General features: G+C 70.5%; 22 protein-coding genes and 1 pseudogene. 5 read left to right on the top strand and 18 right to left on the bottom strand.

The window, feature by feature from the left end:
• Positions 1–22: 22 nt before the first annotated feature.
• Positions 23–2,695: a SpoIIE family protein phosphatase gene (locus OG521_03240; GenBank protein ID WUW26560.1), complete on the top strand. Its 2,673-nt coding sequence runs from the start codon at positions 23–25 to the stop codon at positions 2,693–2,695.
• A gap of 35 nt (positions 2,696–2,730) precedes the next feature.
• On the opposite strand, the gene OG521_03235 is transcribed toward OG521_03240, so the two are convergent.
• The 14 genes from OG521_03235 to OG521_03170 all read right to left on the bottom strand — a co-directional run bounded on the left by OG521_03235 (position 2,731) and on the right by OG521_03170 (position 17,232).
• Positions 2,731–3,729: a DUF3533 domain-containing protein gene (locus tag OG521_03235; GenBank protein ID WUW19847.1), complete on the bottom strand. Its 999-nt coding sequence runs from the start codon at positions 3,727–3,729 to the stop codon at positions 2,731–2,733.
• A gap of 186 nt (positions 3,730–3,915) precedes the next feature.
• Positions 3,916–4,638 (bottom strand): DUF6390 family protein, encoded by a 723-nt coding sequence (locus OG521_03230; GenBank protein WUW19846.1) that lies wholly within the window; start codon positions 4,636–4,638, stop codon positions 3,916–3,918.
• Entirely contained in the window at positions 4,639–5,631 is a 993-nt protein-coding gene (hypE, locus tag OG521_03225) for a hydrogenase expression/formation protein HypE (GenBank protein ID WUW26559.1), read from the bottom strand. It abuts the gene before it with no gap.
• Positions 5,632–5,735: 104 nt separating this feature from the next.
• The gene (hypD, locus tag OG521_03220; GenBank protein ID WUW19845.1) at positions 5,736–6,839 is read right to left on the bottom strand and encodes a hydrogenase formation protein HypD; all 1,104 of its coding nucleotides are present in this window, start codon (positions 6,837–6,839) and stop codon (positions 5,736–5,738) included.
• A complete protein-coding gene (locus OG521_03215) occupies positions 6,836–7,132 on the bottom strand; it encodes a HypC/HybG/HupF family hydrogenase formation chaperone (protein ID WUW19844.1) in 297 nt (98 codons plus the stop codon). Before OG521_03215 ends, hypD begins: the two co-directional genes overlap by 4 nt.
• A gap of 48 nt (positions 7,133–7,180) precedes the next feature.
• Positions 7,181–9,733 (bottom strand): carbamoyltransferase HypF, encoded by a 2,553-nt coding sequence (gene hypF / locus OG521_03210; GenBank protein ID WUW19843.1) that lies wholly within the window; start codon positions 9,731–9,733, stop codon positions 7,181–7,183.
• Between the two features lie 2 nt (positions 9,734–9,735).
• Entirely contained in the window at positions 9,736–10,266 is a 531-nt protein-coding gene (locus tag OG521_03205; protein WUW19842.1) for a hydrogenase maturation protease, read from the bottom strand.
• A 49-nt stretch (positions 10,267–10,315) separates the two neighbouring features.
• Entirely contained in the window at positions 10,316–10,525 is a 210-nt protein-coding gene (locus tag OG521_03200; GenBank protein WUW19841.1) for a hypothetical protein, read from the bottom strand.
• A 171-nt stretch (positions 10,526–10,696) separates the two neighbouring features.
• Complete coding sequence (locus tag OG521_03195; GenBank protein ID WUW19840.1) at positions 10,697–12,109, bottom strand: hypothetical protein; 1,413 nt, start codon at positions 12,107–12,109, stop codon at positions 10,697–10,699.
• Positions 12,106–12,747 (bottom strand): DUF6084 family protein, encoded by a 642-nt coding sequence (locus OG521_03190; GenBank protein ID WUW19839.1) that lies wholly within the window; start codon positions 12,745–12,747, stop codon positions 12,106–12,108. Before OG521_03190 ends, OG521_03195 begins: the two co-directional genes overlap by 4 nt.
• Positions 12,744–13,397 carry a DUF5947 family protein gene (locus OG521_03185; GenBank protein WUW19838.1) on the bottom strand — a complete coding sequence of 218 codons (654 nt, stop codon included), beginning with the start codon at positions 13,395–13,397 and terminating at the stop codon, positions 12,744–12,746. Before OG521_03185 ends, OG521_03190 begins: the two co-directional genes overlap by 4 nt.
• On the bottom strand, positions 13,394–14,338 hold the full coding sequence (locus OG521_03180) for a NifU family protein (GenBank protein WUW19837.1): 945 nt from the start codon (positions 14,336–14,338) through the stop codon (positions 13,394–13,396). Before OG521_03180 ends, OG521_03185 begins: the two co-directional genes overlap by 4 nt.
• The gene (locus OG521_03175) at positions 14,338–16,131 is read right to left on the bottom strand and encodes a nickel-dependent hydrogenase large subunit (GenBank protein WUW19836.1); all 1,794 of its coding nucleotides are present in this window, start codon (positions 16,129–16,131) and stop codon (positions 14,338–14,340) included. The genes OG521_03180 and OG521_03175 overlap by 1 nt, the downstream gene beginning before the upstream one ends.
• Before the next feature lie 45 nt (positions 16,132–16,176).
• Positions 16,177–17,232 carry a hydrogenase expression protein HypE gene (locus OG521_03170; GenBank protein WUW19835.1) on the bottom strand — a complete coding sequence of 352 codons (1,056 nt, stop codon included), beginning with the start codon at positions 17,230–17,232 and terminating at the stop codon, positions 16,177–16,179.
• A 258-nt stretch (positions 17,233–17,490) separates the two neighbouring features.
• Between OG521_03170 and OG521_03165 the strand changes: the two genes are divergently transcribed.
• Together OG521_03165 and hypB are read left to right on the top strand one after the other, a co-directional pair.
• Positions 17,491–17,820 carry a hydrogenase maturation nickel metallochaperone HypA gene (locus OG521_03165; GenBank protein WUW19834.1) on the top strand — a complete coding sequence of 110 codons (330 nt, stop codon included), beginning with the start codon at positions 17,491–17,493 and terminating at the stop codon, positions 17,818–17,820.
• A gap of 3 nt (positions 17,821–17,823) precedes the next feature.
• Complete coding sequence (gene hypB, locus OG521_03160; protein ID WUW19833.1) at positions 17,824–18,609, top strand: hydrogenase nickel incorporation protein HypB; 786 nt, start codon at positions 17,824–17,826, stop codon at positions 18,607–18,609.
• A gap of 67 nt (positions 18,610–18,676) precedes the next feature.
• On the opposite strand, the gene OG521_03155 is transcribed toward hypB, so the two are convergent.
• The gene (locus OG521_03155; GenBank protein WUW19832.1) at positions 18,677–20,341 is read right to left on the bottom strand and encodes a hydrogenase maturation protein; all 1,665 of its coding nucleotides are present in this window, start codon (positions 20,339–20,341) and stop codon (positions 18,677–18,679) included.
• A gap of 211 nt (positions 20,342–20,552) precedes the next feature.
• Here OG521_03155 and OG521_03150 point away from each other — a divergent pair, with 211 nt between their 5' ends.
• Together OG521_03150 and OG521_03145 are read left to right on the top strand one after the other, a co-directional pair.
• Positions 20,553–20,969, top strand: a complete 417-nt coding sequence (locus OG521_03150; protein ID WUW19831.1) for a VOC family protein — start codon at positions 20,553–20,555, stop codon at positions 20,967–20,969.
• 367 nt (positions 20,970–21,336) lie between these two features.
• Positions 21,337–22,890, top strand: coding sequence for an alpha/beta hydrolase (locus OG521_03145; protein ID WUW19830.1), 1,554 nt, complete (start codon positions 21,337–21,339; stop codon positions 22,888–22,890).
• Between the two features lie 87 nt (positions 22,891–22,977).
• Here OG521_03145 and OG521_03140 read toward each other — a convergent pair.
• The 3 genes and pseudogenes from OG521_03140 to OG521_03130 form a co-directional block, all read right to left on the bottom strand.
• Positions 22,978–23,160, bottom strand: a pseudogene (locus tag OG521_03140) (3-oxoacyl-ACP reductase).
• The gene (locus OG521_03135; protein WUW19829.1) at positions 23,157–24,128 is read right to left on the bottom strand and encodes a fumarylacetoacetate hydrolase family protein; all 972 of its coding nucleotides are present in this window, start codon (positions 24,126–24,128) and stop codon (positions 23,157–23,159) included. The pseudogene OG521_03140 and the gene OG521_03135 overlap by 4 nt, the downstream one beginning before the upstream one ends.
• Positions 24,129–24,242: 114 nt before the next feature.
• Complete coding sequence (locus OG521_03130) at positions 24,243–25,175, bottom strand: VOC family protein (GenBank protein ID WUW19828.1); 933 nt, start codon at positions 25,173–25,175, stop codon at positions 24,243–24,245.
• Position 25,176 lies beyond the last annotated feature (1 nt).

The raw sequence follows: 25,176 nt of genomic DNA, 5'->3' as shown, positions 1-25,176 counted from the left end.
TCGTGGCGGGCTGTCCAACCCGATGCCGCGGAGCGTCGCAGGACAGGTGTTCCTGCTGCAGGTGGTCGTCGCGGTCCTGCTCATCGCCGCCACCCTCGTGGTCCTCGTCGTCCAGTCGCAGCACAACGCCACGGACGAGGCGCGGGACAGGTCGCTCGCCGTGGCCGTGGCGTTCCGGGACGCACCGGGCACCGCCGCGGCGATGCGGTCGCCGAACCCGACCCGGGTGCTCCAGCCCAGTTCGGAGAAGATGCGCAGGGACGCCGACGTCGGCTATGTGGTGGCCTTCGACCCGAGGGGCATCCGCTGGTCCCACCCCGATCCCGGCCGCATTGGCGGCCATGTCACCGGCGGCTTCGGACCCGCGCTCACGGGGAAGCCCTTCCAGGAGACGTTCGACAGCGCCCTGGGGCGAGCCGTCGACACGACCGTCGCCGTCTTCGATGCCGAGGGCCGGGTCGTCGGACTGATCTCGGTCGGGATCTACGTCAAGAGCGTCAACGAGATGGTCGCGCACCAGCTGCCGGCGATCCTCGCGGTCGCGGGCGGGGCACTCCTGCTGGCCGCGGCCGGGGCGGCGGCCGTGAGCAGACGCCTGCGCCACCAGACCCACGGCCTGGGGCCCGCCGAGATGACACGGATGTACGAGCACCATGACGCCGTCCTGCACTCGGTGCGGGAAGGCGTGCTCATCATCGACGACCGCGGTGTGCTCACGCTGGTCAATGACGAGGCGCGACGACTGCTCGACCTGCCGCGCAACGCCGAGCAACGCGAGGTGGCCGACCTCGGTCTGACACCGGACACGACGCAACTCCTGGTCTCGGGACGGACTGCCAGCGACGAGGTGCACTCCAACGGGGACCGGCTCCTGGCCGTCAACCTCCGTACCGTCGAGGGTTCAGGAGGCCCTCGGGGCAGTGTGGTCACTCTGCGCGACACCACCGAGCTGCGTGAACTGGCCGGCCGGGCCGAAGTGGCGCGGTCCCGGCTGCAACTGCTCTACGAGGCCGGCACGCACATCGGCACCACCCTCGACGTGGTGCGCACCGCCGAGGAACTGGCGGCCGTTGCGGTGCCCCGGTTCGCCGACTTCGTCACCGTGGAGTTGCTGGACCCCGTGCTGCGCGGTGAGGAACCCACAGGAGCCGACTCCGACATGCGCCGCACCGCGATCGCCGGAATCCGGGGCGATCACCCCCTGTACCCGGTGGGGGAGATGGTGCACTTCCCCGACGGCAGTACCGCGGCGCTCGGTGTGGCCGGCGGCCGGGCCGTGCTCGCCGCCGACCTCTCGGCCTCCGAGGTCTGGATCGCCCTGGACCGGCCGCGGGTGCGCGCAGTCCTGGACTACGGCATCCACTCCCTGATCTCCGCCCCGCTGCAGGCGCGCGGTGTGGTGCTGGGGAGCGTCGACTTCTGGCGCAAGGACAAGAGCCCCTTCGAGCCCGAGGACCTGTCCGTTGCCGAGGAACTGGCCGCCCGGGCGGGTGTGGCCATCGACAACGCGCGCCGTTTCACCCGCGAGCACACCATGGCCGTCACACTCCAGCGCAGCCTGCTGCCCCGCTCGCTGCCCACGCACTCCGCCCTTGAGGTGGCCCATCGCTACCTCCCGGCTCAGCCGGGCGTGGGCGGGGACTGGTACGACATCATCCCGCTGCCCGGAGCACGGGTCGCGCTGGTGGTCGGTGATGTCGTCGGCCATGGCCTCCACGCCGCCGCCACCATGGGGCGACTGCGCACCGCGGTGCACAACTTCTCGGCCCTGGACCTGCCCCCCGACGAACTCCTCGCCCACCTCGACGCCCTCGTCGGCCGGCTCGACGCCGAGGGGGACAGCGACGTCGAGATCTCCGGTGCCACCTGCCTCTACGCCATCTACGACCCGGCCACCGGGCACTGCACCCTGTCCAGGGCCGGCCACCCGGGCCCGGCCCTGGTGCTCCCGGACGGCACCGTCACCTACCCGGAGATCCCCGGGTCGCCGCCGCTCGGCATCAACGAGGGCCTGCCGGTGGAGACCACCGATCTCGTACTGCCCGCAGGAAGCCGACTGGTCCTGTTCACCGACGGGCTGGTCGAGCGGCGGGGCCGCGACATCGACGCCGGGCTCGAGGTCCTGCGTGCCACTCTGGCCCGCCCCGGTGACCTCGGCCCCGAGGCCACCTGCCAAGCGGTCATCGACGCCCTGCTGACCGACCGGCCCACGGACGACGTGGCCCTGCTCGTCGCCCGCACCCATCTCATGGACCCCGGCAGTGTCGCCGACTGGGACGTACCCGACGACCCGACCGTGGTCGCCGGCATCCGTGCGGAAGCGTCCCGCGCGGTGAACGGGTGGGGACTGGCGGACGCCACGTACGCGACGGAACTCATCGTCAGTGAGCTGGTCACCAACGCGATCCGCTACGGCTCCCCACCGATCAGGCTCCGCTTGCTGCACGACGACGACACCCTGATCTGCGAGGTCGCGGACGGCAGCAGCACCGCCCCGCACGTGCGTCAGGCCGCCACCACCGACGAGGGCGGGCGCGGCCTGTTCATCATCGCCCGGCTCGCGCACCGCTGGGGTACGCGCTACACCGCACGCGGCAAGGTCATCTGGGCCGAGCAGTCCCTCGGCACCGAGGTACCTCACAGCAGCCTCAACGGCGAAGCCCTGCTCGACCAGTGGGCGGACGAGGACTGGTGACGCCGGGATCGTGACGCCGTGGTGGTGCCTCGGCGTCAGGGAGAGCGCGTGATCCGCCCGGCGGGAGCGTGAGACCGGGGCGCGCGGACTCCGCCCAGCAGGACCACGGCCGCGCCGCCACCGGCCCAGGCCAGAAGCGTCCACAACGGACCGCCGGCACCCGCGCCCCGGAAATAGGCGACCGAGGTCAGGGCATCCAGGCCCGCACCGGGCGGCAGGGACGGACCGGCCGTGCGCCAGAACGCGGGCAGCAGCTCGGTGGGATACACCCCACCCGAGCCGGGCACACCGAGAACGACCACGAGCACGAGCGCCAGACCGATTCCCGGCACTCCGGCCAGTTCGTGCAGGGCAAGTGTGAGGGCTCCCGCCGCCAGAACCAGCAAGGACCCCACGGCCCACATTGCCCAGAAGTCTCCCGGCACCGCGTTCAGAAGAGTCCTGGCGACCAGGACACCGAGCAGTCCGGCGAGTACCGAGTACATGAGCAGCACGCCCGTCTTGACGGATGCGCGTACTACCCCCGGACGGCGCCCGGCAACGAGTGCCTGCACCGAGGCGCACAGGATGCCGCCCGCACACCAGCCCACAACGAGCGAGAAGGAGGAGAGGAGACGCCTGTCACCCGGCGCGATCGGCGCCACGTCCCGGACGCGGACAGCGCGGCCCTGCTGTCTTTCGGCCGCACCGACGTGCGTAGCGAGTTCCCTGGCCAGCGACGGGCCCGCACCACTGGCGACCAGCAACAGGTCGTCGGTGCCGGAGCGGGAGACGATGAGCGCACCCTTCACCTGACGACCGTGGATCCGGTCCAGGGCCGCAGCCTCGTCGGCCACCCGGAACGGGTCCACCGGCTCACCGGGGAGCAACGCGAGCTGATAGAAGGTGTCGTCGGCGATCCGGGTCGTGGGAGCCGTGATGGCCAGGGGAACGCGGTGCGGGGCGGGATCGCGGAACGCGCCGATGCACGAGAGGACGAATGCCGTCTGCAGCACCAGCACCCCGAGGACCAGGCGCATCGATGTCCCGCTCATGCCTTCTCCGATGCCGCGGAAGCCTGCGGACGACCGACCGCCGGGGACGCCATCCGCGCTCTGTGCCGGCATACGTCCAACCTCGGCGCAAACCTGAGCCGCCGCAGCCCGGACGGGTCCGAACGGCTCACTCCGTACGGCGCCCGGTTCTGCGAGCGGGCGACCGCCGGGGTGGGCAGGCGACGGTCAGCGCACCGGGTCGCGCAGAATCGGTCCCGTGCGCTGCCGTTCCTCGATGTCCTCGATGCGTCGGGCCTGTTCGTCGGTGATCACATCGCAGACCCAGTCCCAGTGCAGAGCCACCCGGTCGCCCGGGGAGAGGCCGTCGATCAGCGTCCTCCCGCCGGCCGAGTGGCGAGCGGTCTCCTCCTGCCAGTCACCGGTGACCAGTTCCGTGCCGTTCCAGCTGAGCGGGCGGCACCGTACCGTCGCCAGATGCCGGTCGGCGCGGAGGACCACCCCTGTACGGATGCGGCACTGGTCGAGCACGGACAGGGCGGTGGGATTCCCGCCCGTCCGCAGCATCGGCGCCCATGGGTACACCTCGAACACCTGGAAACTGTGGTGCGCGAGCGCCCGCTGCGCGGCTTCGCGCCAGGTGCCGCCGAGCTGGCCCCGGAACCGGTCCGTCATGCGCTCCACCAGACCGGCGGGATCGACCAGGTCCAGCAGCTCGTTGCCGATCCAGTACGCCTCCACCACCCGCGCGTCGAGCGGGTCCGGGATCCCGGCCACCTCCGCCAGGTACTCGAGATAGCACCAGGCTCCCTCGAACTGCCTGGCCCGCAGCTCGATGTCGGCGGTCGCTTCACGACGCAGGAGGGCCGCTGCGTCGGCGGGGCCGCAGTAGCCGAGTTCGTTGGGCGGGTAGGCGTATCGCGCGAACAGCAGTGCGCCCTCGGCGCTCATCTAACAGATCCTCGGGAGCTGTTCGCCGATCGGTAGCCCGATCACCCGGCTCCCGCCCAGTCCCGTCCTGGCGACCACCATCCCGGCGTGATCCGGCACGCAGCTGCCGATCCTGCATGCGTCCCGGGCCAGGGGGTGGGCCCGCATGGCCGCCAGTACCCGGTCCGCGTCCTCGGCCGGAACGATCGCGATCAGTTTGCCCTCGTTGGCGACCTGGAGCGGGTCGAGTCCGAGCAGACTGCACGCGTCCCGCACCGTGGGCGGCACCGGAAGCGACCGCTCGACCAGTTCGATGCCCACGTCCGAGGCGCGGGCGATCTCGTTCAGCGATGCCGCGACACCGCCGCGCGTGGGATCCCGGAGCACATGGACGTCGGCGCCGGTGGCGATCATGTCGGCGACCAGCCCGTGCAGCGGAGCGGTGTCGCTCTCGACCGTCGTCCCGAACTCCAGGCCCTCCCGGCAGCTCATCACGGCCACTCCGTGCACCCCGATGTCGCCGCTGACCAGCACGGCATCGCCGGGACGGGCCCGTCGTGCGTGGATGTCGACGCCGGAGGGGACCACTCCGATGCCCGAGGTGTTGATGTAGACGCCGTCACCGCTGGAGCGCTCCACGACCTTCGTGTCCCCGGTGACCAGGCGTACGCCGGCGTTCTCCGCCGCCCGGCCCACGGCCTGGGCGATCCGGCCGAGGTCGTTCAGTGCGGTGCCCTCCGCGAGGATGAAGGCGGTCGACAGGAACATCGGCGTCGCGCCCGACATGGCCAGGTCGTTGACCGTCCCGTTCACCGCCAGGTCACCGATCGATCCGCCGGGGAAGAACATCGGCTTCACCACGAACGAGTCAGTGGAGAAGGCGAGGCGGGTGCCGGAACCGACCGTCAGGACGGCTGAGTCGCCGAGATCGGAGGCCGCCGCGGCACCGTAGGCGGGCAGGAACAGATGCTCGATCAGTTCGCCGGACATCGCGCCGCCACCGCCGTGGCCCATCACGACCGAGGGGATGTCCCGCAGCGGTACGGGGCAGGTCCATCCCTCGAAGTCGAGGCCGGCGGCGTCCGGCCGCGCGCCGGCCACTTCTTGAATCGCGTCAGTCACTTGGCATCGACCAGTTCCAGTCGGCGGTGGGTGTAGTACGCGGCGCAGGCACCCTCCGAGGACACCATGGTCGCGCCCAGCGGATTCCGCGGTGTGCATTCCCTGCCGAACGCCTCGCACGCGTGCGGCTTGATCAGGCCCTGGAGGACTTCGCCCGACCGGCAGAGAGACGACTCCGCGGTGTGGATGTCCGTCACGTCGAACCGTTCCTCGGTGTCGAACTCCCGGTATCTCGCGGAGAGCCGCCAGCCGCTGCGGGGGATGGCCCCGATGCCGCGCCAGGTCCGGTCCGTCACCTCGAAGACGTCTGCGAGCATCTCCATGGCCGGTGCGTTGCCCTCGTCGCGAACCGCCCGGGGGTAGGCGTTCTCCACCTCGTGCCGGCCCGCCTCCAGCTGGAGGACGGTGCGGCGCACGCCTTCGAGGATGTCCAGGGGCTCGAAGCCGGTGACCACGATCGGCACCTTGTACTTCCGGGCCAGCGGCGGGTACTCCGCCGTCCCCATCACGCTGCACACGTGACCCGCGGCGAGGAACGCCTGTACCCGGCAGGTCGGGGACTCCATGATCGCGGCGATGGCGGGCGGCACCAGCACGTGTGACACCAGCAGGCTGAAGTTGCGTACGCCGAGCCGCTTGGCCTGGTAGACCGTCATCGCGTTCGCGGGCGCGGTGGTCTCGAACCCGATCCCGAAGAACACGACCTCGCGGTCCGGGTTCTCACGGGCCAGCTTCAGCGCGTCGAGGGGGGAGTACACCACACGTACGTCACCGCCGGCGCTCCGGACGGAGAACAGGTCCTGGCTGCTCCCCGGCACGCGCAGCATGTCGCCGAACGAGCAGAAGATGACGCCGGGGCGGGCGGCGATCGCCAGCGCCCGGTCGATGATCTCCAACGGCGTGACGCAGACGGGGCATCCCGGGCCGTGGATCATCTCCACCCCGCCCGGCAGCAGTTGGTCGATGCCGTGCCGGATGATCGAATGGGTCTGGCCCCCGCAGACCTCCATCATGGCCCACTTCCGCGTGGTGGCCGCATGGATCTGGTCCAGCAGCTTCTTCGCGAGATCGGGGTCGCTGAACTCGTCGAGGTACTTCACCGGCCGGCTCCTTCGGTGGATTCGCCCTGCTGGGCTGCGAGTTCGAGGCCGTCGCCGAACTCCTCGGCGAGGATGCCGAGCCGCTCGAAGTTGGCGAGGGTGTCCTGGGCCGACCGTTCGTCGAGGCGCTGGATGGCGAACCCGACGTGCACGATGACGTACTCACCGACCGTCACGTCGGGGATGTACTGGAGGCACACCTCCTTGCGCACCCCGCCGAAGTCCACCTCGGCCATCACGGTGCCGTCGACTTCGGCGGTGCTGAGGACTCGCCCCGGAACAGCCAGACACATGGTCCCTCTTCTCTGTGGATCCCTTGGGGTACGGGGGAGGCGGGGCGGTCAGCCCGATGCGGCGATCAGGAGCTGGCCGAGGGCGATCCCGCCGTCGTTCGGCGGCAGCAACCGCGGCCGCAGGACGGTGAAGCCCCGTTCCGTCAGGCCGTGTTGTGCCGCTTCGAGCAGTACGGCGTTCTGGAAGACGCCGCCACCCAGGGCCACGGTGCCGAGCCCGGTGCTCGTGCGGCAGATGTCCGCGAGGTCGGCGACAAGCGCCGCGACGCACAGGTGGAAGCGCGCGGCGATCAGTTCGGCGGGAACGCCGGAACGTACGTCGCGGGCCACGGCCCGGACGACCGGGCCCGGATCCGCGACGGCGGGTTCGTCTCCCGCCCCGGGCCGGATCCCGAAGCCGTAGCGGGTCTCCGGCACGCGGGGGTCGGCCTGCCCGCTCCGTGCCAGCCCCTCCAGCTCCACGGCTGCCTCCGCCTCGTAGTCCACCGCGTGCCGGACACCGGCCAGCGAGGCGACCGCGTCGAAGAGCCGGCCCATGCTCGATGTGGGCACGCATCCGAAGCCGGTGGTGAACTGACGGGCCAGCACGTCGCGTTCGGCGTCCGGGCACGCCTGGACCGCAGGGGAGTCGTCGTCCCAGGGGACACCGGCCGCGTGCAGGTGCGCGAGCGCCATCCGGTAGGGCCGCAGCACACTCGCGTCGCCCCCGGCCAGCGGCACGTAGCCCAGGTGGGCCGCCCTGCGGAACGCCTTGTAGCCGGCCACCAGGACCTCACCGCCCCAGGCAGCGCCGTCGTCGCCGTGGCCGGTGCCGTCGAAGGCGATGCCGATGACGCTCTCGTCCGCGCCCAGACCGTGCTCCGCCATCACGGACGCGATGTGCGCGTGGTGGTGCTGCACCGTGCGGACCGGCCGGCCGGCGGCGTGGGCGCGGGCCCACTCGCCGGAGTGGTAGCCGGGGTGCCGGTCGGCCACCAGACGGGCCGGCCGCACACCGGTGAGACCCTCCAGGTGCTGCTCGGCCCGGGTCAGGGCGCGAACGGTGGACAGGTCGTCCATGTCGCCCATGTGCTGGCTGAGCCAGGCGTAGCGGCCCTCGGCCAGGGCGAAGGTGTTCTTCAGGTCGGCGCCCACGGCGAGCGTCGCCGGGACGTCGAACGGCAGCGCGAGCGGCAGCGGTGCGTACCCGCGCGACCTGCGGAGCGGGAGCTCGGCGCCGGCCACGAACCGGCTGACGGAGTCGTCGCACGGCACGTGGATCCGGCGGTCGTGCCGCAGCCACGCGTCGACCAGCGGCTCCAGTACGGTCAGCGCCGCCTCGTCGTCGGTGACGATCGGCTCGCCCGACAGATTCGCTGAGGTCATCACCAGCGCGTCCGGGCCCGGCCGGTCGTCCCCGGTCCCCAGGAGCAGGACGTGCAACGGGGTGTAGGGAAGCAGCAGTCCGAGATTCGGATTTCCGGGTGCCACGGCCTGCGACACCCCCGCTCCCGGCCGGTCCGGACGCCGGGGCAGGAGCACGATCGGACGGCGGCCGCCGGTCAGGAGCTCCTCCTCGTCGCCGGTCATGGTCACCAGCTCCCGCGCGGCATCGAGCCCCGGGACCATCACCGCGAAGGGTTTGCCGCCGCGCTGCTTGCGGCGGCGCAGTTCGGCCACGGCCCGGTCGTTGCGCGCGTCGCAGACCAGGTGGTACCCGCCGAGTCCCTTGACCGCGATGATCCCGCCGGCGGCCACCAGCTCTCGCGCGGCCCGCAGCGCGTCCTCACCGCAGGGCCGGTCAACGGTGTCCTTGCGGACCAGTTCGAGCCGCGGCCCGCAGTCGCGGCAGGCGATCGGCTGGGCGTGGAAGCGGCGGTCGTGCGGATCCTCGTACTCCGCCCGGCAGACCCCGCACATGTCGAAGGCCGCCATCGTGGTGGCGGCCCGGTCGTACGGCAGGCCGGTCACGATCGTGAACCGCGGGCCGCAGTGCGTACAGGTGATGAAGGGGTGGCGGTAGCGCCGGTTCGACGGGTCGCCCATCTCGTCGAGACAGTCCGGGCAGGTCGCGATGTCCGGCGAGACGAGCGTCCGGGCCCCCTCGCGCGTGCTCGACTTCTCGATGGTGAAGCCCGTACCGCCACGCGTCGGCTGTTCGCTCGTACGGACATCCTCGACGACCGCGAGGGGCGGGGCGTCGTCGCGCAGCCGGCGGCCGAACTCCTCGACGGCGTCGGACGGCCCCTCGACCTCGGCGAGCACACCGTCGCCGGTGTTCGTCACCGTGCCGGTGAGCATCAGCTCGGAGGCGGTGACGTAGACGAACGGCCGGAAGCCCACGCCCTGCACGACGCCGCGCACCTCGAACCTGCGCCGGATCCGCTGGACCCGGCCCCTGCCCATCATCTCCAGGCCCGACAGGGCGTCCCGGGCCTTCGCCCGGTCGATGAGTTCGACGGCGAAGCCCATGTGGAGAAGGACCCAGTCGTCGCAAACGGGCGGCGCGTCGAGCATGCCGATGTTGACGCGTCGCCGCGCGCCCTCCACGTCCACGAGAGCCAGCTGCCCCGCATACCCGTCCACGATCTCCACGACGCGACCAGGAATGCCAAGGCACATGATCAGGATCTCCGGGGTTCGGCGCTCTTCACGGACGTGGTCGGTACGGCTGGTACGAGCTGCCGGACCAGGGTGTGCACTGCCTGGATCGCCTTGGGCACCGCGTGGGCGACGGCTTCACTGAGCCCGATGCCCTCCTCGACGCCGGTGGGGGTGCAGCCCACGAGGTAGGTGAGCGGAAGAGTACCGCCCAATTGATCCAGATTTGCAAGGACAGCAACCGGATTCATCCCATGGGCATCGAATTCACCCGTACCGAGGTCTTCCACGCCGATTCGGAGCACCGTCAGCTCCCCGGGCGGACCGCCACCCGGGTAGGCGTCGACCAGCACCAGCGCGTCGTACCCGTCGAGCAGGTCGTACGCGAGGTGCATGCCGCGGATGCCGTAGTCGACCAAGCGGACCCGGGAGGGCAGCCCGCCGGAGTGGCTCAGCTGCCGCACGACCTCCGGGCCGAAGCCGTCGTCACCGAGGAACAGATTGCCGATGCCCGCCACGAGCACCTGTCCGGATGTGCCCGGTTCCTGCGTCATCCTCGGCTCCTGCTTCGTGAAGGGTCGTGGGCGAGAGCACCGGGCCGCCTCAGCCGCCGGACTGCAGGTGGGGGGAGTCGGGGTCCTCGGGCTTCTTCGGCTGCACGGAGGTGCCGGAGCGTTCGTCCGAGGTACCCGACGGCCGGTCCGCCGGGCCGCCCTCCGGCTTGTCCGAGCCGGTGTCCCGCGAACCCTTGGGGCCGCGTACCTCCTGCGGCTCCTCCTCGACGGCACTGTCCTTCTTCGGCGTATCCGCCATGGGTGCACTCCTCACTCACATCGGGACTCACACATCAGGGTTCACACATCGGAATTCACATCGAACGGATTCTCAGGTAGCGGCGGATGTCGGGGATCGACCTGATCCCGACGCCCACGGCGACCAGCGCCACGGCCGCCGCCACACCGGCGGTGATCATGCCCAGGCTCTTCACGATCGGTTCTCCTCTCGGTACTGCGCCGCCTCCTCGGCGGACAGGGGTGTCAGCTCGTCGGGTGCGAAGTAGAAGTAGCGGCCGTACCAGTCGTGCAGGTCGGCCGCCGGGTCGTCGACGAGGACCAGGGCGACGTGCGTACCGCCGTCCACATCCGTGAGAACCGCGGTCACCCGGGCCACCTGACCGGCGAAGAACAGGTCCTGCGCGTCGGCGCGCCGTGACGGATGGACGCGGACCAGACCCCCCTTGGCCACGCGCTCCCCGCCGATCGTCACCGCGTCGCTCTCCGGCCGCACCGACGCGTCGGCCGCCGGATCCCACCAGGGCGCGCCCGCGGTGTCGAAGGGGCTGTGCTCGGCGTCCGGGCCGCCGGCCGCCGGGTCCACGAGTGCCGCGGCGGAGGCCGCCGCCGGCGGATGCGGATCGCGCAGCAGACCGTGCAACTGCTGCAGGTCCGCAGGCGACATCCCGTCGCACCGGTCGATGATCTCCCGGGCCCGGGGATCGGTGGCCCGCGCCTCCGCCTTCTCCGCCTCCGTCATGGTCATCACCCGGAGGGTCAGGATCTCGTCGATCTCCGTCGAGTCGAACAGGGCGCCGGCGCTCTGCTCGGCCACCTCCGGGTAGTCGTACAGGATGATGGGCGCGCCGAGCACCGTGTCCGTCGCGCCCTTCGGACCGGCCAGCACGGGCCAGCACCTGCGCTGCCGGCAACGGCCGGCGGCGCCCGTCGCCGCGGCGGGGGGTTCGAGCAGCGAGACGAACGCGGCGTCGTGCGCCCGGAGCAGCAGATGGGCGCCGATCAGTGAGGAGCGGACAGCGGCGTCCTTGGTCGTGACCGTGTCCGGGTGTTCGTTGCGCACCGCCACCGACAGCCGGACGAAGCCGTCATCGGCCTCGCTCGCGGTCCTGATCCTGACGGCCAGCGGCAGCCGGCGCCGGACGATCCGCCCCACGACCGCGCCGCTCGCATCGCTGAGCGGCTCCGACTCCTCGCCGCCCGGGACCTGGTGGACGTCGTCCATCGACTCCGCCAACGGCTTTGCGGCGAGCACGATTTCCTTCTCGACCGCCTCGTCCCAGGTCATCACGGAGACCCCGTCGACGGTGAGCTTCTCGACCGGCACATGGCTGCCGTCCGCTTCCCTGCGCTGCACCTCGCGGACCTGCAGTTGAAGGAAGCGCAGATGGACGGTGACCGCCGCGGGCCCCTCGCCCGGAGCGAGGAGGCACTGTGCCTCCATGCCCGGTTCCTCGCCGAAGCTCGCCGCCGTCGCGTGCGGCGGGCCGAGGACTCCGAACTGCCAGCGCGACCTGTTCTTGTGCGAACTCGCACGGTACGGGTACAGGAGGTACCCCTCGTACAGGACCGCGTCCGCGACCGTGCGCACCTGGTCAAGACTCACAGGACCACCTCGTCGCTCTCGGCCAGGAGGGCCTGCACCGTCTCGTCCCAGCTGATCAGCCCGCGCCGGGCCCGGAAGTCCGCGAACCGTGCCAGCACCTCGTGGTCCAGCCTGATCCAGCCGGTGTTCGGGAAGTGCGACGCCACCATGTGCCGCCACACCTCGACCGGCATCTGATACCGGGCCTCGCAGTCCCACGGCACCTGCTCGACCCCGAAGCCCTTGCTGCCGCGGGTGAACACCGTGCCGGAGAACATCAGGGCCAGGGGGACCGAACCCTCACCGAGAGCGTGCAGATAGCGGGAACCGACCACGTCGAAGTCGTAAGTGCACGGCAGGGCGAGGTCGGCCTCGGTCGAGCCGCTGAACCCCTGAACCGTCGTGTCGCAGCTCATCCACTGGAACGGCTTCAGAGTGTCCGTCCAGCGCTCCCGGGTACCGAAAAGTGCCTGCAGGCCGCTCTGTTCGGCGTCGTCGTAGTGCCGGCGCTGAGGCTCGATGCGGACCTGGCAGTGCAGGGCGACGGCGTGGACATGCTGGCCCGTCAGCTCCTCGATCCGCAGCCGTGCCGTCAGCTGAGGCACCGCCGCGTACGGTTCGGCGAACACATCCAGCACGGAGAAGGCGAAGTTGCTCACGGTGCCCCGATCTCCGGAGCGGGCCGGCTGCGGTCCGCCACCTGTGCGAAGAAGACGTCCATCGCGGTGCGCGCCTCGGAGCCGCCGTCGAACCCGCGCCACAGCGTGCGCAGCTGACCCACCAGTTCGTAGCAGGCATCGATCGGCACCAGATGGCACGAGCCGCCGCTCTCCGCGGTGCGGCGGATCAGCAGCGCCTCGACGTCGGGACGCAGCACGGCGAGCTCCGGGCTCGACTCGACGACTGTCTCCCATGCCTCCAGGGGCAGTTCCGACTCCGTCGCCCCGGCAGGACCCGGGTAGAACGCGACCATGCGGTCCTGCACGGAGTTGCGGAACAGGAAGGCGAGCCCGACGGGAATCTGCAGCTCGTCCCAGGCACGCCCGTCCACGGTCAGACCCGCGAAGTGCAGATAGCGCTCGGGAACCGCCCGGTAGCGCAACTGCGCCCCCTCGTCGGTGAACAGCAGGTAGCAGGCCCGGCAGCCGCACATCAGGGCGCGGCTGTCGAGGTTCACCACATGGGGGTGGCTCTCGCCGATCGGCTCCGCGCACATCTCGCAGCGTTCACCGGCGGCCGCGACCGGCCGGTCACGGGTGAGGCGCAGGAGGGTGGACGCAGGGGAAGCGGACCGGCCGGCCGGGATCACGGTGCCACCGCCGCGGGCACCGAGACGGAGACGGATCCAGCGTCCGAGAGGAGCGGGAGCGGCGCCAGGTGCACACCGTCCCCGTCGAGGCAGACCCCGGCCCGCTTGACGTCGTAGTGCGCCCTGCATCCGGCGCACCGCAGGACCGCGTCCCCGGACCCGCCGCCCAGCCTTCGCGCCAGCGTGGCACCCTCGAACGGCCGCTCGCAGCGGGCGCACCGGTCCTCGAAGGCGAACAGCTCCGAGCCCACCCGGCAGGCCACCACCGGCACCCTGCCGACCTCGACCCGGGCCACGTCGCCGGTCTGCAGCTCCGCCAGCTCCGGGACGGGCTCCCAGGACGCGCCGTCGTCGCCGGCCGTCCCGGTCTCCGTGTGCAGCCGCGCGAACAGCGAGTCCACCGGCACCAGCGGACCCGACGCCCCGGCCTCCTCGTCGGCCGCCGTCTCGACCTCGATCGAGGTGATCTCCGGAGCCGCCGCCTCCACCGCACCCTGCACGGCCAGCTTGAGCGTGACCGAGGACGACGGACAGCCGTCACAACTGCCCAGCAGCCGCAGCCGGACGGCACCCTCGTCGGTGACGGCGAGCAGCTCCACGTCACCGCCGTGCGACCCCAGATAGGGCCGCACACTCTCCAGCGCCTGCTCGACCCGGGTCTCCACACCGTACGGGTGCAGCCCGTGCACCAGCAGGACACTGGCCACCAGGTCGTCACCGGCCAGCGCGGCCAGGACCTCGTCGTCCAGCCGCCCCTGCTCGTGCATGAGGTCGAGCAGACGTTCCAGCCCGGCACCGTAGAAGTCGGCGACGAGCCGGACCAGTTCCTCGCTGCGCTCGCGCGCGACCGCGCCGCCGGAACCGCTGGCGGCGATCAGGGTGTCGATGCGGTCACCGGTCGTCCGCCAGTCGGGCGCCGCCGGGGATTCCTCCTGCGCCATCACTCACTGCCCGCTGACTGGGTGGGGGAGTGCAGGAGTTCCAGCTTCTTGCCCTCGCCGAGGTACATGTGCACGCCGCAGGGCAGACAGGGGTCGAAGCTGCGCACCGTGCGCATGATGTCGATGCCCTTGAAGTTCTCCCGGTCGTTCTCCTCGAAGATCGGCTGACCCTGCACGGCGTCCTCGTAGGGGCCAGGCGTGCCGTAGGTGTCGCGCGGGCTCGCGTTCCACGGAGTCGGCGGGTACGGGTGGTAGTTGGCGATCTTCCCGTCCCGGATCACCATGTGGTGCGAGAGGACACCTCGGACCGCCTCGGTGAAGCCGCAGCCGACACCCTCCTCGGGCACCTCGAACTTCTCCCAGGTCTTGGTGTTCCCCGACCTGATCTCCGCGAGCGCCTTCTCCGCGAAGTGCAGCGCGCAGGCGGCGGCGTACGCCTGGAAGTAGCTGCGCGCCCGGTTGCGCTCGATGGTGTTGCTCCACTTCGGGACGTGCCACTCCAGCTCCACCGGGCCCTTGAGCGCGGTCTTGGGGAGGTTGATCTTGACGCTGTGGCCGGTCGCCTGGATGTAGCCGATGTCGACCAGACCGGCCAGCGCGGTGGTCCACAGCCGGGCGAGCGGCCCGCCGCCGGTGTCCAGCGCCAGGTAGTCCTTGCCGTCGAACCACCGCGGCGACATGACCCAGCTGTACTTGTCGTCGAGGTCCCGCTTCTGCGGCTGCGGGTTGGTGTGCTGGTTCCACGGGTGGCGCCGGTCGACCGGATTGCCGAGCGGGTCGTGGGAGACGAAGGTCTCCTGCTCGTCCCAGTCGTTGTAGTACGACGAACCGAGCAGGATCCGGATGCCGAGGTTGATCTTCACCAGGTCGGTGGTGACCAGCTTCCCGTCGACGACGACACCGGGGGTGACGTACATCTTCCGGCCCCAGTCGGTCATGTCCTTGTACTCGAAGTTGCAGTGCTCCGGGTCCTGGAAGGAGCCCCAGCAGCCCAGCAGGATGCGCCGGTTGCCGACCTGCTCGTACCCGGGCAGGGCCTCGTAGAAGAAGTCGAAGAGGTCGTCGTGCATCGGCACGACCTTCTTCATGAACTCGACGTACCGCTGGAGCCGGGTGATGTAGTCCGTCATCAGCTGGATGGTCGCCACGGTTCCGACGCCGCCCGGATAGAGCGTGGAGGGGTGGACGTGCCGCCCCTCCATCAGGCAGAACATCTCCCGGGTCATCCGGCTGACCTGGAGCGCCTCGCGGTAGAACTCGCCGGTGAACGGGTTCAGCGACCGCATGATGTCGCCGATGGTCTTGTACCCGTGCGCGTCGGCGTGCGGGGAGGGGGTGCGGTTGGCCTGCTCCAGCACCCCGGGGTTGGTCTCCGCGACCATCTTCTCGCAGTAGTCGACCCCGACCAGGTTCTCCTGGAAGATGTTGTGGTCGAACATGTACTCCGCGGCCTCGCCGAGGTTCACGATCCATTCGCCGAGGTGAGGCGGCTTCACCCCGTACGCCATGTTCTGCGCGTAACAGGAACACGTGGCGTGGTTGTCACCGCAGATTCCGCAGATGCGGCTCGTGATGAAGTGCGCGTCCCGCGGGTCCTTGCCCTTCATGAAGACCGAATAGCCGCGGAAGATGGAGCTGGTGCTGTGGCACTCCGCGACCACTTTCTGCTTGAAGTCGATCTTCGTGTAGATGCCCAGGCTGCCGACGATCCGGGTGATGGGATCCCACGCCATTTCGACCAGGTCGTTCTTGCCCCGGCCCCCTCCGGCACCCTTGTGCTGCGTCGCGGTCATTGCGCCGCCTCATCTTTCTGTCCGTTGCGGTGAATACGCGGTCGGTTACCAGGTGCGTGTGGCGCCGGTCCTGAGTTCCTTGCCGGGCTTACGCCACTTCGGTTCGCGGTCCAGGGTGTGGGTGGTGATGTGGCGCAGGCGCCGCATCGTCGACCCGTACAGCCCGACCGCGTTGGTCGAGAGCTTCCCGCCGGGAGGTTCGTCCATGAACGGCATGAACTTGTCCGGGAACCCCGGCATGGTGCAGCCGATGCAGATGCCGCCGACGTTGGGGCAGCCGCCGATGCCGTTCATCCAGCCCCGCTTGGGCACGTTGCACTTGACCGTGGGACCCCAGCAGCCCAGCTTGACGATGCACTTCGGCGACCCGTACTCCGTCGCGAAGTCGGCCTGCTCGTAGTACCCGGCCCGGTCGCAGCCCTCGTGGACGGTCGACCCGAACAACCAGGTCGGCCGCAGCGCGTCGTCGAGCGGGATCATCGGCGCCTGGTCGGTGGCCATGTACAGCAGGTAGGTGAGGGTCTCCGACAGGTTGTCCGGCTGGATCGGGCATCCCGGCACGCACACGATCGGAATGCCGGCCTTGGACTTCCAGTCCCAGCCCAGATAGTCGGGGACCCCCATCGCGCCGGTCGGGTTGCCCGCCATGGCGTGGATGCCGCCGTAGGTCGCACAGGTGCCGACCGCGACGATCGCCGTGGCCTTCGGGGCCAGCCGGTCGAGCCACTCACTCGTGGTGATCGGCTGTCCGGTGGCCGGATCGCTGCCGAATCCGCTCCAGTACCCCTCGTCGTGCAACTGCTCGTTGGGAATGGATCCCTCGACCACCAGGACGAACGGTTCCAGCTCTCCGCGGTCGGCCTTGAAGAACCATTCGAGGAAGTCGTCGGCGCCGCCGGTGGGTCCGCACTCGAAATCGATGAGCGGCCAGTGGACGGCTACCTGCGGAAGGCCGGGAAGGGCACCGAGTGCGATCTCCTCGATGCTTGGCTGAGTGGCGGCGGTCAGGGAGACGGAATCGCCGTCACAGCTCAGTCCCGCGTTGATCCACAGCACGTGGATCAGTGTGTCCTCCGCCTTTACCGCTTCCTCTGTCGGCATGGCAGTGCCGCCTTTCAGGATGACGGCCAACCGGCCATCGGCCCCCACGGATGGGTATGCGCACATTGCTACCATCACGCCCCGATTCGAGTGCTTCGGCAACACGGCGAACTCGCCGCTCCGGCTCACGTACGGGAGCCGAATGACGGCACGTGGTGGTCCGCTCGGGTGATCCGGCCTGGGCCGGTCCGGTCGGACGGCCTCACAGCCCCGTCGTGGCCCTACGGTCGGAGCCACCCGCGGAAGGACGAGGCACCGGTGCACGAGCTGGCCATCACGCAGAGCGTCGTCGACGCGGTGTGCGAACGCGCCGAGGGGCGTCCGGTCCTCTCGGTCCGGGTCCGTGTCGGAGCGCTCACCGCCGTGGTGCCGGACTCGATGCGGTTCTGCTTCGGCCTGATCACGGAGGGGACGGCGGCCGAGGGGGCGGAGTTGGAGATCGACCGGAAAGCCGGCGCCGGCCGCTGCCGCACCTGTGCCGGCGAATTCGCCCTGACCGACTCAATTCTGCTGTGTCCCTGCGGCAGCGCGGATGTGGAGATCACATCGGGACAGGAACTGCAGATCGTTTCCATGAAGGTGGGCTGACCCATGTGCGGTACCTGCGGCTGTTCCGAGGAGTCCGGCGGGACCAGGATCGTGATGCTGCGCGAGGATGATGCACCTGATCACGGGCATCCGCATCCCCACGAACACCCTCATCCGCCCGAGCGCCGGCACCCGAACGGCAGCGGTGAGACGATCACCGTCGAGCAGAAGGTCCTCGCCAAGAACGACCTCGTCGCCGAGCGTAACCGCGCCCTGATGACCAGCCGCGGCATCGTGGCCGTGAACATGATGAGCTCGCCCGGAGCCGGCAAGACCACCCTGCTGGAGCGCACCCTCACCGACCTCGCCGGCCGGCGGCCGGTGGCCGTCATCGAGGGCGACCAGGAGACCGGACTCGACGCCGAACGCATCAGGCGCACCGGCTGTCCCGTCGTCCAGGTGAACACCGGTGCCGGGTGCCACCTCGACGCGGAGATGATGCGGGACGCGCTCACGGCGCTCTCCCCGGCCGAGGGCGCACTTCTCATGGTCGAGAACGTCGGGAACCTGGTGTGCCCGGCGATGTTCGACCTGGGGGAGAGCGCCAAGGTCGTGATCATCTCGGTCACCGAGGGCACGGACAAACCGCTGAAGTACCCGTACATGTTCGCCGCCGCCGATCTGATCCTGATCAACAAGGCCGATCTGCTGCCGTACGTCGACTTCGACGTCGAACAGTGCACCAGGCACGCGCGCTCGGTGAACCCGGACGTACGGGTGCTGACGCTCTCCGCGACCACCGGCGAGGGCCTGGCCCAGTGGTACGACTGGCTGGCGGAAGCGCGCTAGCTGCCCGCCGCCGGCCTCCAGGCCGCTACGCCCCCCGAGAACGCGGGGAACGCGGGGAACGTGGGGACTACCGAACAGCGGTGCCGGGCGCCAGGCGTTCCTTGAGTACGAAGGCCCGGCGCAGCCGGTGATACTCATGGTCCGGGTCCATGAAGATGCGGTGCATGCGCACGAGTTCGGCCTCGCGGTACGGAGCCGGATCGACCCGGTCCCGCTCCGCCTTCTTCGCGTTGATACGGGACTGCGTCGCGGGCAGCGCGGCCAGGTGCGAGGCTAGGGCCCCGACCTCGGAGTCGAACGACTGAGGGTCGCACGCGATCACCCTGTCGATCAGCCCGAGCCGGCAGGCCGCCGCGGAGCTGACCGGCAGAGCCTCCCGCATGAGCCGGTCGGCTGCCGCCGCCCCCACGCGCCGCGGCAGCGAGTACGTCCAGTACTCCGACCCGTACAGCCCCATGAGCCGGTAGTGCGGATTGAGTACCGCGCCCGCCCTGCACCACACCTCGTCGGCGGCCAGCGCCAGCATCACGCCGCCCGCCGCGGCATTTCCGGACAGGGCGGAGACGACGAGCCGGTCCGTGGTGGTCAGAACGGCCTCCACCAGGTCGTCCATGGCGTTGATGTTGGCCCAGGACTCGGCTCCGGGATCGGACGACGCCTCGATCACGTTGAGGTGGATGCCGTTGGAGAAGAAGTCCCGGCCACCGCCGACGACCAGCACCGAGGTGGGCCGGGAGCAGGCGAACCGGTAGGCGCGCAGCAGGCGTCGGCACTGCTCCGTGCTCATCGCGCCCCCGCGGAACGAGAACGACAGGAAGCCGGTCCCGGCCTCCTCCCGGTAGCCGATCTCGGACCAGACGTCCTCGTGCCCCGTCCTGTGCAGCGGAGCCGGCAGCTCCGGCACGCCGGACAGCCGCCCGGCCAGCGCAGAAGTCGCGGGGAGCTTGAAGGTGACAGGACCGCCCGGCGCACGCCGGGCCCGCAGCTCGGGGATCCACACCGCGCCGTCGGTGGTCGCCCGGCAGACCGCGCCGTCCCGGGTGGCCAGCAGTTCCCCCGGCTGTCCGCTCAGCCGCGGCTCGGGATGCCCGCCGTGCAGGAACCACTCGCCGCCGAGCAGTTCGTCGAGGACGCCCGGCTGGGAGTCCGCCGCCCTGAGCTTGCGGACCACCGTCGCGGTGGAGTCCGACCGCCAGTCGATGCGGCGCGAGGCCTGGCGCATCAGGGGGCGGCAGCCCTCGCCGGGGCCGGAGGGCTGTGGAGCCGGGGCGTACGTTCCGGACGCGAAGCGCCCGACCGCCAGGAGCACCGCCTCCACGGCGGCGTCCGAGACCTCGTTGCGGTACAGGTCGCTCTTGCCCACCGGGGGCAGCGAGCAGGAAACGGTCGCCCAGACGTCGCCCGCATCCATCTCCGCATTGGCCTGCAGGACGGTCACGCCCCAATTGCTCTCGCCGTCGGTGACGGCCCAGTCGAGGGAGGAGGGCCCCCGGTCGCCGACCGGCCCGGGATGGACGATGAGACAGGTGTGAGCCGACCACACGTCCCTCGGCAGCGCCGTCTTGAGGTACGGGGCCACGACAAGGGCCGGGCACTCCCGGCGCACGGCCTCCCGGACAGCGTCGTCCCCGTGCGCGAGCTGCACGGCGACGGAGTGCCCGTGGTCCCTCAGCTCGGCCTGAACACGTTGGGTGAGACTGTTGAATCCGCTCGCGACAAGCAGAATGTGCACGGCGATCTCCCGGAGGCTGCGGTCGTCCCGATCGAGCGTGAACGCAAATTGTTGCTCGCCGGGACGGAATCGGCCGGAACACGCTGGGACTTCACTCGAAAGCGCACGCAGCGGATGGCGGAGGCGGACCGCCGGCACCTGATCCGCGACGGGCGCGGACACGGGGCGGCGGGTACGGAGCCCCGGGCAGGCCAGGGTGCAGGATGAGGGCATGACGATCCAGCCCCGCGGCTACGCTCATGTGCGACTTACGGTGACGGACATCGACCGCTCCCGTGCCTTCTACGACGCGGTCCTGGGTCTCCCGGTGGCCTTCGACCTTCCGCCCGACGCGGACGAGGAGACCCGCGAACAGCTCTCCTTCCTCTTCGGGGGAGTGATCTACCGGCTCGGGGACTCGCTCTTCGGCCTGCGACCGGTCGCCACGGACCGCTTCGACGAGGACCGGGTGGGCCTCGACCACGTCAGTTTCGGCGTGGACGGCCGAGCCGACCTGGAGGCCGCGGTACGTCGGCTCGACGAGCTCGGGGTCCCGCACGAGGAGATCAAGGACATCGGGGCCGGGTACATCCTGGAGTTCCGGGACCCCGATGACATCGCCCTGGAGCTGTTCGCACCCGCCGGCTGACTGCCCGCGGGACCTGTTCCTGTGAGCCGGAGTGAACGGCCGGTGCGGGCTTCGGCGGAGGACGTGGGCAGACCGATTCCGGGCTGCCCCGGTGCCCGGCCAGATCTTGAGCGGTTGCCCGGGGTGGGGGCGAACATTAGCTGGAGCGTTACTTACCGCACCATGATCCGTCTCACTCGGGCTCGCTCGGACACCGTGTAGCGCCGGGGGCGAGAACCGGCGTCCTGCCCGGGAAGCCGGGGCGGGCGGGGCCGGCTTGTACTCTGCACTCATTCGACGATCGGACGATCACGAGTACGACGTGAAGTACGAGTACGGGTACGCCGGCACGGGCCAGGCGTCCAGGGGCGGGAGCGCGGGGAATTCGATGAGTGACGCACATCCGATACGAAGCCGCAGACCGGGCCTCTCGGGAGGTGCCATCATCATCGCCGGGGTCCTCCTCGCCGCGGCAGGGGCGGTCGGTGCCTGGCTCCAGCACGACGCTCCCGGCCGGAGTGCGGAGCCGCGCACGGAGTTCACCGCGAACAACCCGCCCGGCGGTCTGCCCGCCGCGCTCACCACCGGCCAGCACCTCCGCTGGTCCCGCTGCACCTCGCCGTCCACGGCGCGCACGGGTTACGACTGCGCCGTCATGAAGGCCCCGCTCGACTACCGGAAACCGGACGGCAGGACGATCGACGTCGCCCTGATCCGCCGCAAGGCCACCGGTCCGAACTCCCGGCGCATCGGCTCGCTCGTCCTCAACTTCGGCGGCCCCGGCGTGTCCGGCGTGAGCGGACTGCCCCAGTTCCTCAACCAGTACAAGCCGCTCCTCGACCGCTACGACCTGGTCTCCTTCGACCCGCGCGGCGTCGGCGCGACCATCCCCGTGCGCTGCGGGAAGACCGCGGAGGACACCGGCTACGACGGGGCCGACGCCTGCGCCCGGCACTCCGGGGCGCTCCTCCCGTACATCGGCACCTCGCACACCGCGCGCGACCTCGACCTGATGCGCTACCTCCTCGGCGACAAGCGGCTGAACTACTTCGGTGTCTCGTACGGAACGTCGCTCGGCGCGGTCTACGCCCACCTGTACCCGTCGCACGTCGGGCGGCTCGTCCTCGAAGCGTCCGTCGATCCGACCGAGAACCTCGACGAGGAGCGGGTGTCGCAGGTCAAGGCGGTCCAGGCGGCGTTCGACCGGTTCGCCGCGCACTGCGCGTCCCGTATCCGCAACTGCCCGACCGGCGACGGGCCCGAGGAGGCCGCGCGGCGCATGGCGAGCCTGGCCGACCGCCTGGAGAAGAAGCCCGCCCCGGCCGGCGGCGGCAGGAAGCTCGACGCCGACGGACTCGCGTACGCCGTCAGCGGCCATCTCGACCTCGGCACAGACGGCTGGCCACCGCTCGCCAAGGCGCTCACGGCGCTGATCGACCACAACGACGGCCGTCCCCTGAGTGAGGGCGCGGAGGACATCGGCTCCGCCGACCGGGCAGAGGCTCCGGGCGACAACAGCCGCGCCGCCCGGACCGCGATCACCTGCGCGGACTCCAGCCTGCGCCCCGGTTTCGAAGACATCGACAGGGACGTGGCCCGCATCGAAGCCGCCTCACCCGTCTTCGGCGCGGCCTGGTCCACCGGCGTCTACCTCTGTTACAACTGGCCGTTCGACGGCGAGCGCGCCACGCCCCAGGTGAAGGCCGACGGTGCGGCCCCCGTCCTGGTGGTCGGCGGCACCGGCGATCCGACGACCCCCTACCCCGGCGCCCGCCACATGGTCCGCGCCCTGGGGGACGGCGTCGGCGTGCTCCTGACCGCCGAGGAGGAGGGCCACGGTACGTACCCGCAGAACCGCTGCGTCACCGAGACGGTCGACCGCTACCTCCGGACAGGCCGCACGCCGGCCCCGGGGACGGTGTGCCGGGGCAGCATGTCCTGAGGCCTGCACGGATACCGCGGGGGCCGAGCTCAGCGTGCGGCCTTCGAGAGGCCTCGCAGTGCCCACTTGCTCGTCGTGTACGCGACCGGCCCAGTTCTTCTCGCTGGTGACGTCCAGATCGCGGCAGCTCTCCCCGGGGTCGACAGCCGTGGCGATGACGTGGCCGCCCTCGCGGGCCAGGGCTGCGGCCTCGGCGGCGCCCTGACCACGGGCAGCGCCGGTGACGACGATCACCTTGCCGAGCAGTCCCGTCGGGGGACGGGTGGTCACGGACGCTCCCGGTTGCGGCGCCGGCCGGCGGGCAGCGGGAGGCGTTCCGCACCGGGGACCACGGTGTTGGTGAGCGTGCCGATGCCCTCGACGGTCAGGCTCACGGTGTCACCGGGCCGCAACGGGGGTGGGGTCTGCTCGCCGCGCAGGCCCCAGAGTTCGGCGAGGCAGCCGCCGTTGCCGCAGGTGCCCGAGCCGAGGACGTCGCCCGGTACGACGCGGGTGCCGCGGGAGGCGTAGGCGGTCATCTCCTCGAAGGTCCAGCTCATGTTGGAGAGCAGGTCCTCGCCGACGGTCTCCCCGTTGACCTTGGCGGTGAGGGCGAGCCGCAGGAAGCCTTCGGCGTCGCGGTGGGGCTCCAGTTCGTCGGCCGTCACGAGGTAGGGGCCGAGGGTGGTGGCGGTGTCCTTGCCCTTGCACGGGCCGAGGCCGACCTTCATCTCGGCGGACTGGAGATCGCGTGCGGACCAGTCGTTGAAGACGGTGTAGCCCACGATGTGGTCGCGGGCCCGTTCCGGTGTGAGGTCGCGGCCTTCGCGGCCGATGACGGCTCCCACTTCGAGTTCGAAGTCGAGAACTGCGGAGCCGGGCGGCACCGGGATCCCGTCCCGGGGTCCGTAGATCGCGTGCGGATTGGTGAAGTAGAAGGTCGGTGCCGCATACCACTCGTCGGGCACCCCGGTGACGCCATCGATCGATCGGCGCACGCCTTCGACGTGCTCCTCGAAGGTGACGAAGTCGCGTACCGAGGTGGGCTGGAGAGGGGACAGCGGCCGTACCTGGGACACATGGGGCCCGGCAGGCACATCGAGTACCGCCGCGCCTGCGGCGAGCAGGCCGGGCAGCCCGTCGGTCTCCGCGAGCAGCGCGGTCAGAGACATGACGCCGGGCAGGGGGAAGAGTGTGCCGTCCTCTTCCACGACGGCCACCCGGTGGCCGTGCGGACTGTCGTAAGCGGCGAAGCGCATGGTGCGGCTCCAGCGAAGTGGGGTCAGGGGAGAGGGGACGGGGGAGGGGTGTTCCCGGGGCACGGCGGGGTGCGTTGGGCAGGGGCTGTGCCGCCGTGCCCCGGGTTCGGCCGATCAGACGGGCGGGGCGACGAACACGCCGCGGTCGGGGTCGTTGAACGACTCCTTGGCGACGATCTCGTTCATCGCGTTGGCGGTGCCCCACTGGTCGGTGACTTCGGGCTTGGAGAAGTCGTAGACGTGCGGGTGCCAGGTGTCCTCGTCGAGGTTCTCCAGCTCGGTGGTGTATTCGACGGTGTTGCCGTGCGGGTCGAGGAAGTACGTGAACGTGTTGTCGCCCGCCATGTGGCGGCCGGGGCCCCAGATCTTCTTGAAGCCGGCTCGCATGACCCGGCCGGAGCCCCGCATGTACTCGTCGATGCCGCGCATCTCGAAGGAGACGTGGTGCAGGGCGGTGTGCGGGCCCTGGGCGATGGCCATCGAGTGGTGCTGGTTGCTGATCCGCATGAAGTGCATGACCTCGCCCATGTGCGGTGAGCTGAGGGTGTCGGAGAGGGCGAAGCCGAGGTGGCGCTCGTACCACTCGCGCGTGCGGTTGAGATCGGGGGAGTTGACGACGACGTGGGACAGCTTGACCGGGATCGCCTCCTTCTCCTCGATCCGGCGGTGCTGTCGTACCTCGACGTCGGCGGAGACCTCGATGGTGCGTCCGTCGACGTCGAAGAAGCGGAAGCCGTACCCGCCGCCCGGGGTGTCCACCTTCCCGGGCCGGGTGATGAGTTCCACGCCCCCGGCCAGCAGCCGCTCGGCGAGGGTGTCCACGTCGGCCGGGTTCGCGGCACCGTACGAGACGAGGTCGAGACGCTTCTCCTCGGCCCTGCGCAGCCGTACGACGTAACTCTCGGGTGAGCCCTCGGCGGCGAGGAACGAGATCCCGGAGTCCTCGGCGACCTTGGTCAGTCCCCACACTCCGGCGTAGAAGTCGAGCTGCTTGTCGTAGTCGGGTACGGCCAGGTCCACATGGCGCAGATGAGTGAGCAGGCGCATG

This window comes from Streptomyces sp. NBC_01463, assembly GCA_036227345.1.
GTDB lineage: Bacteria > Actinomycetota > Actinomycetes > Streptomycetales > Streptomycetaceae > Streptomyces.
Note: the sequence above shows the minus strand (reverse complement) of the source record. Positions and strands in the feature narration are given on the sequence as shown.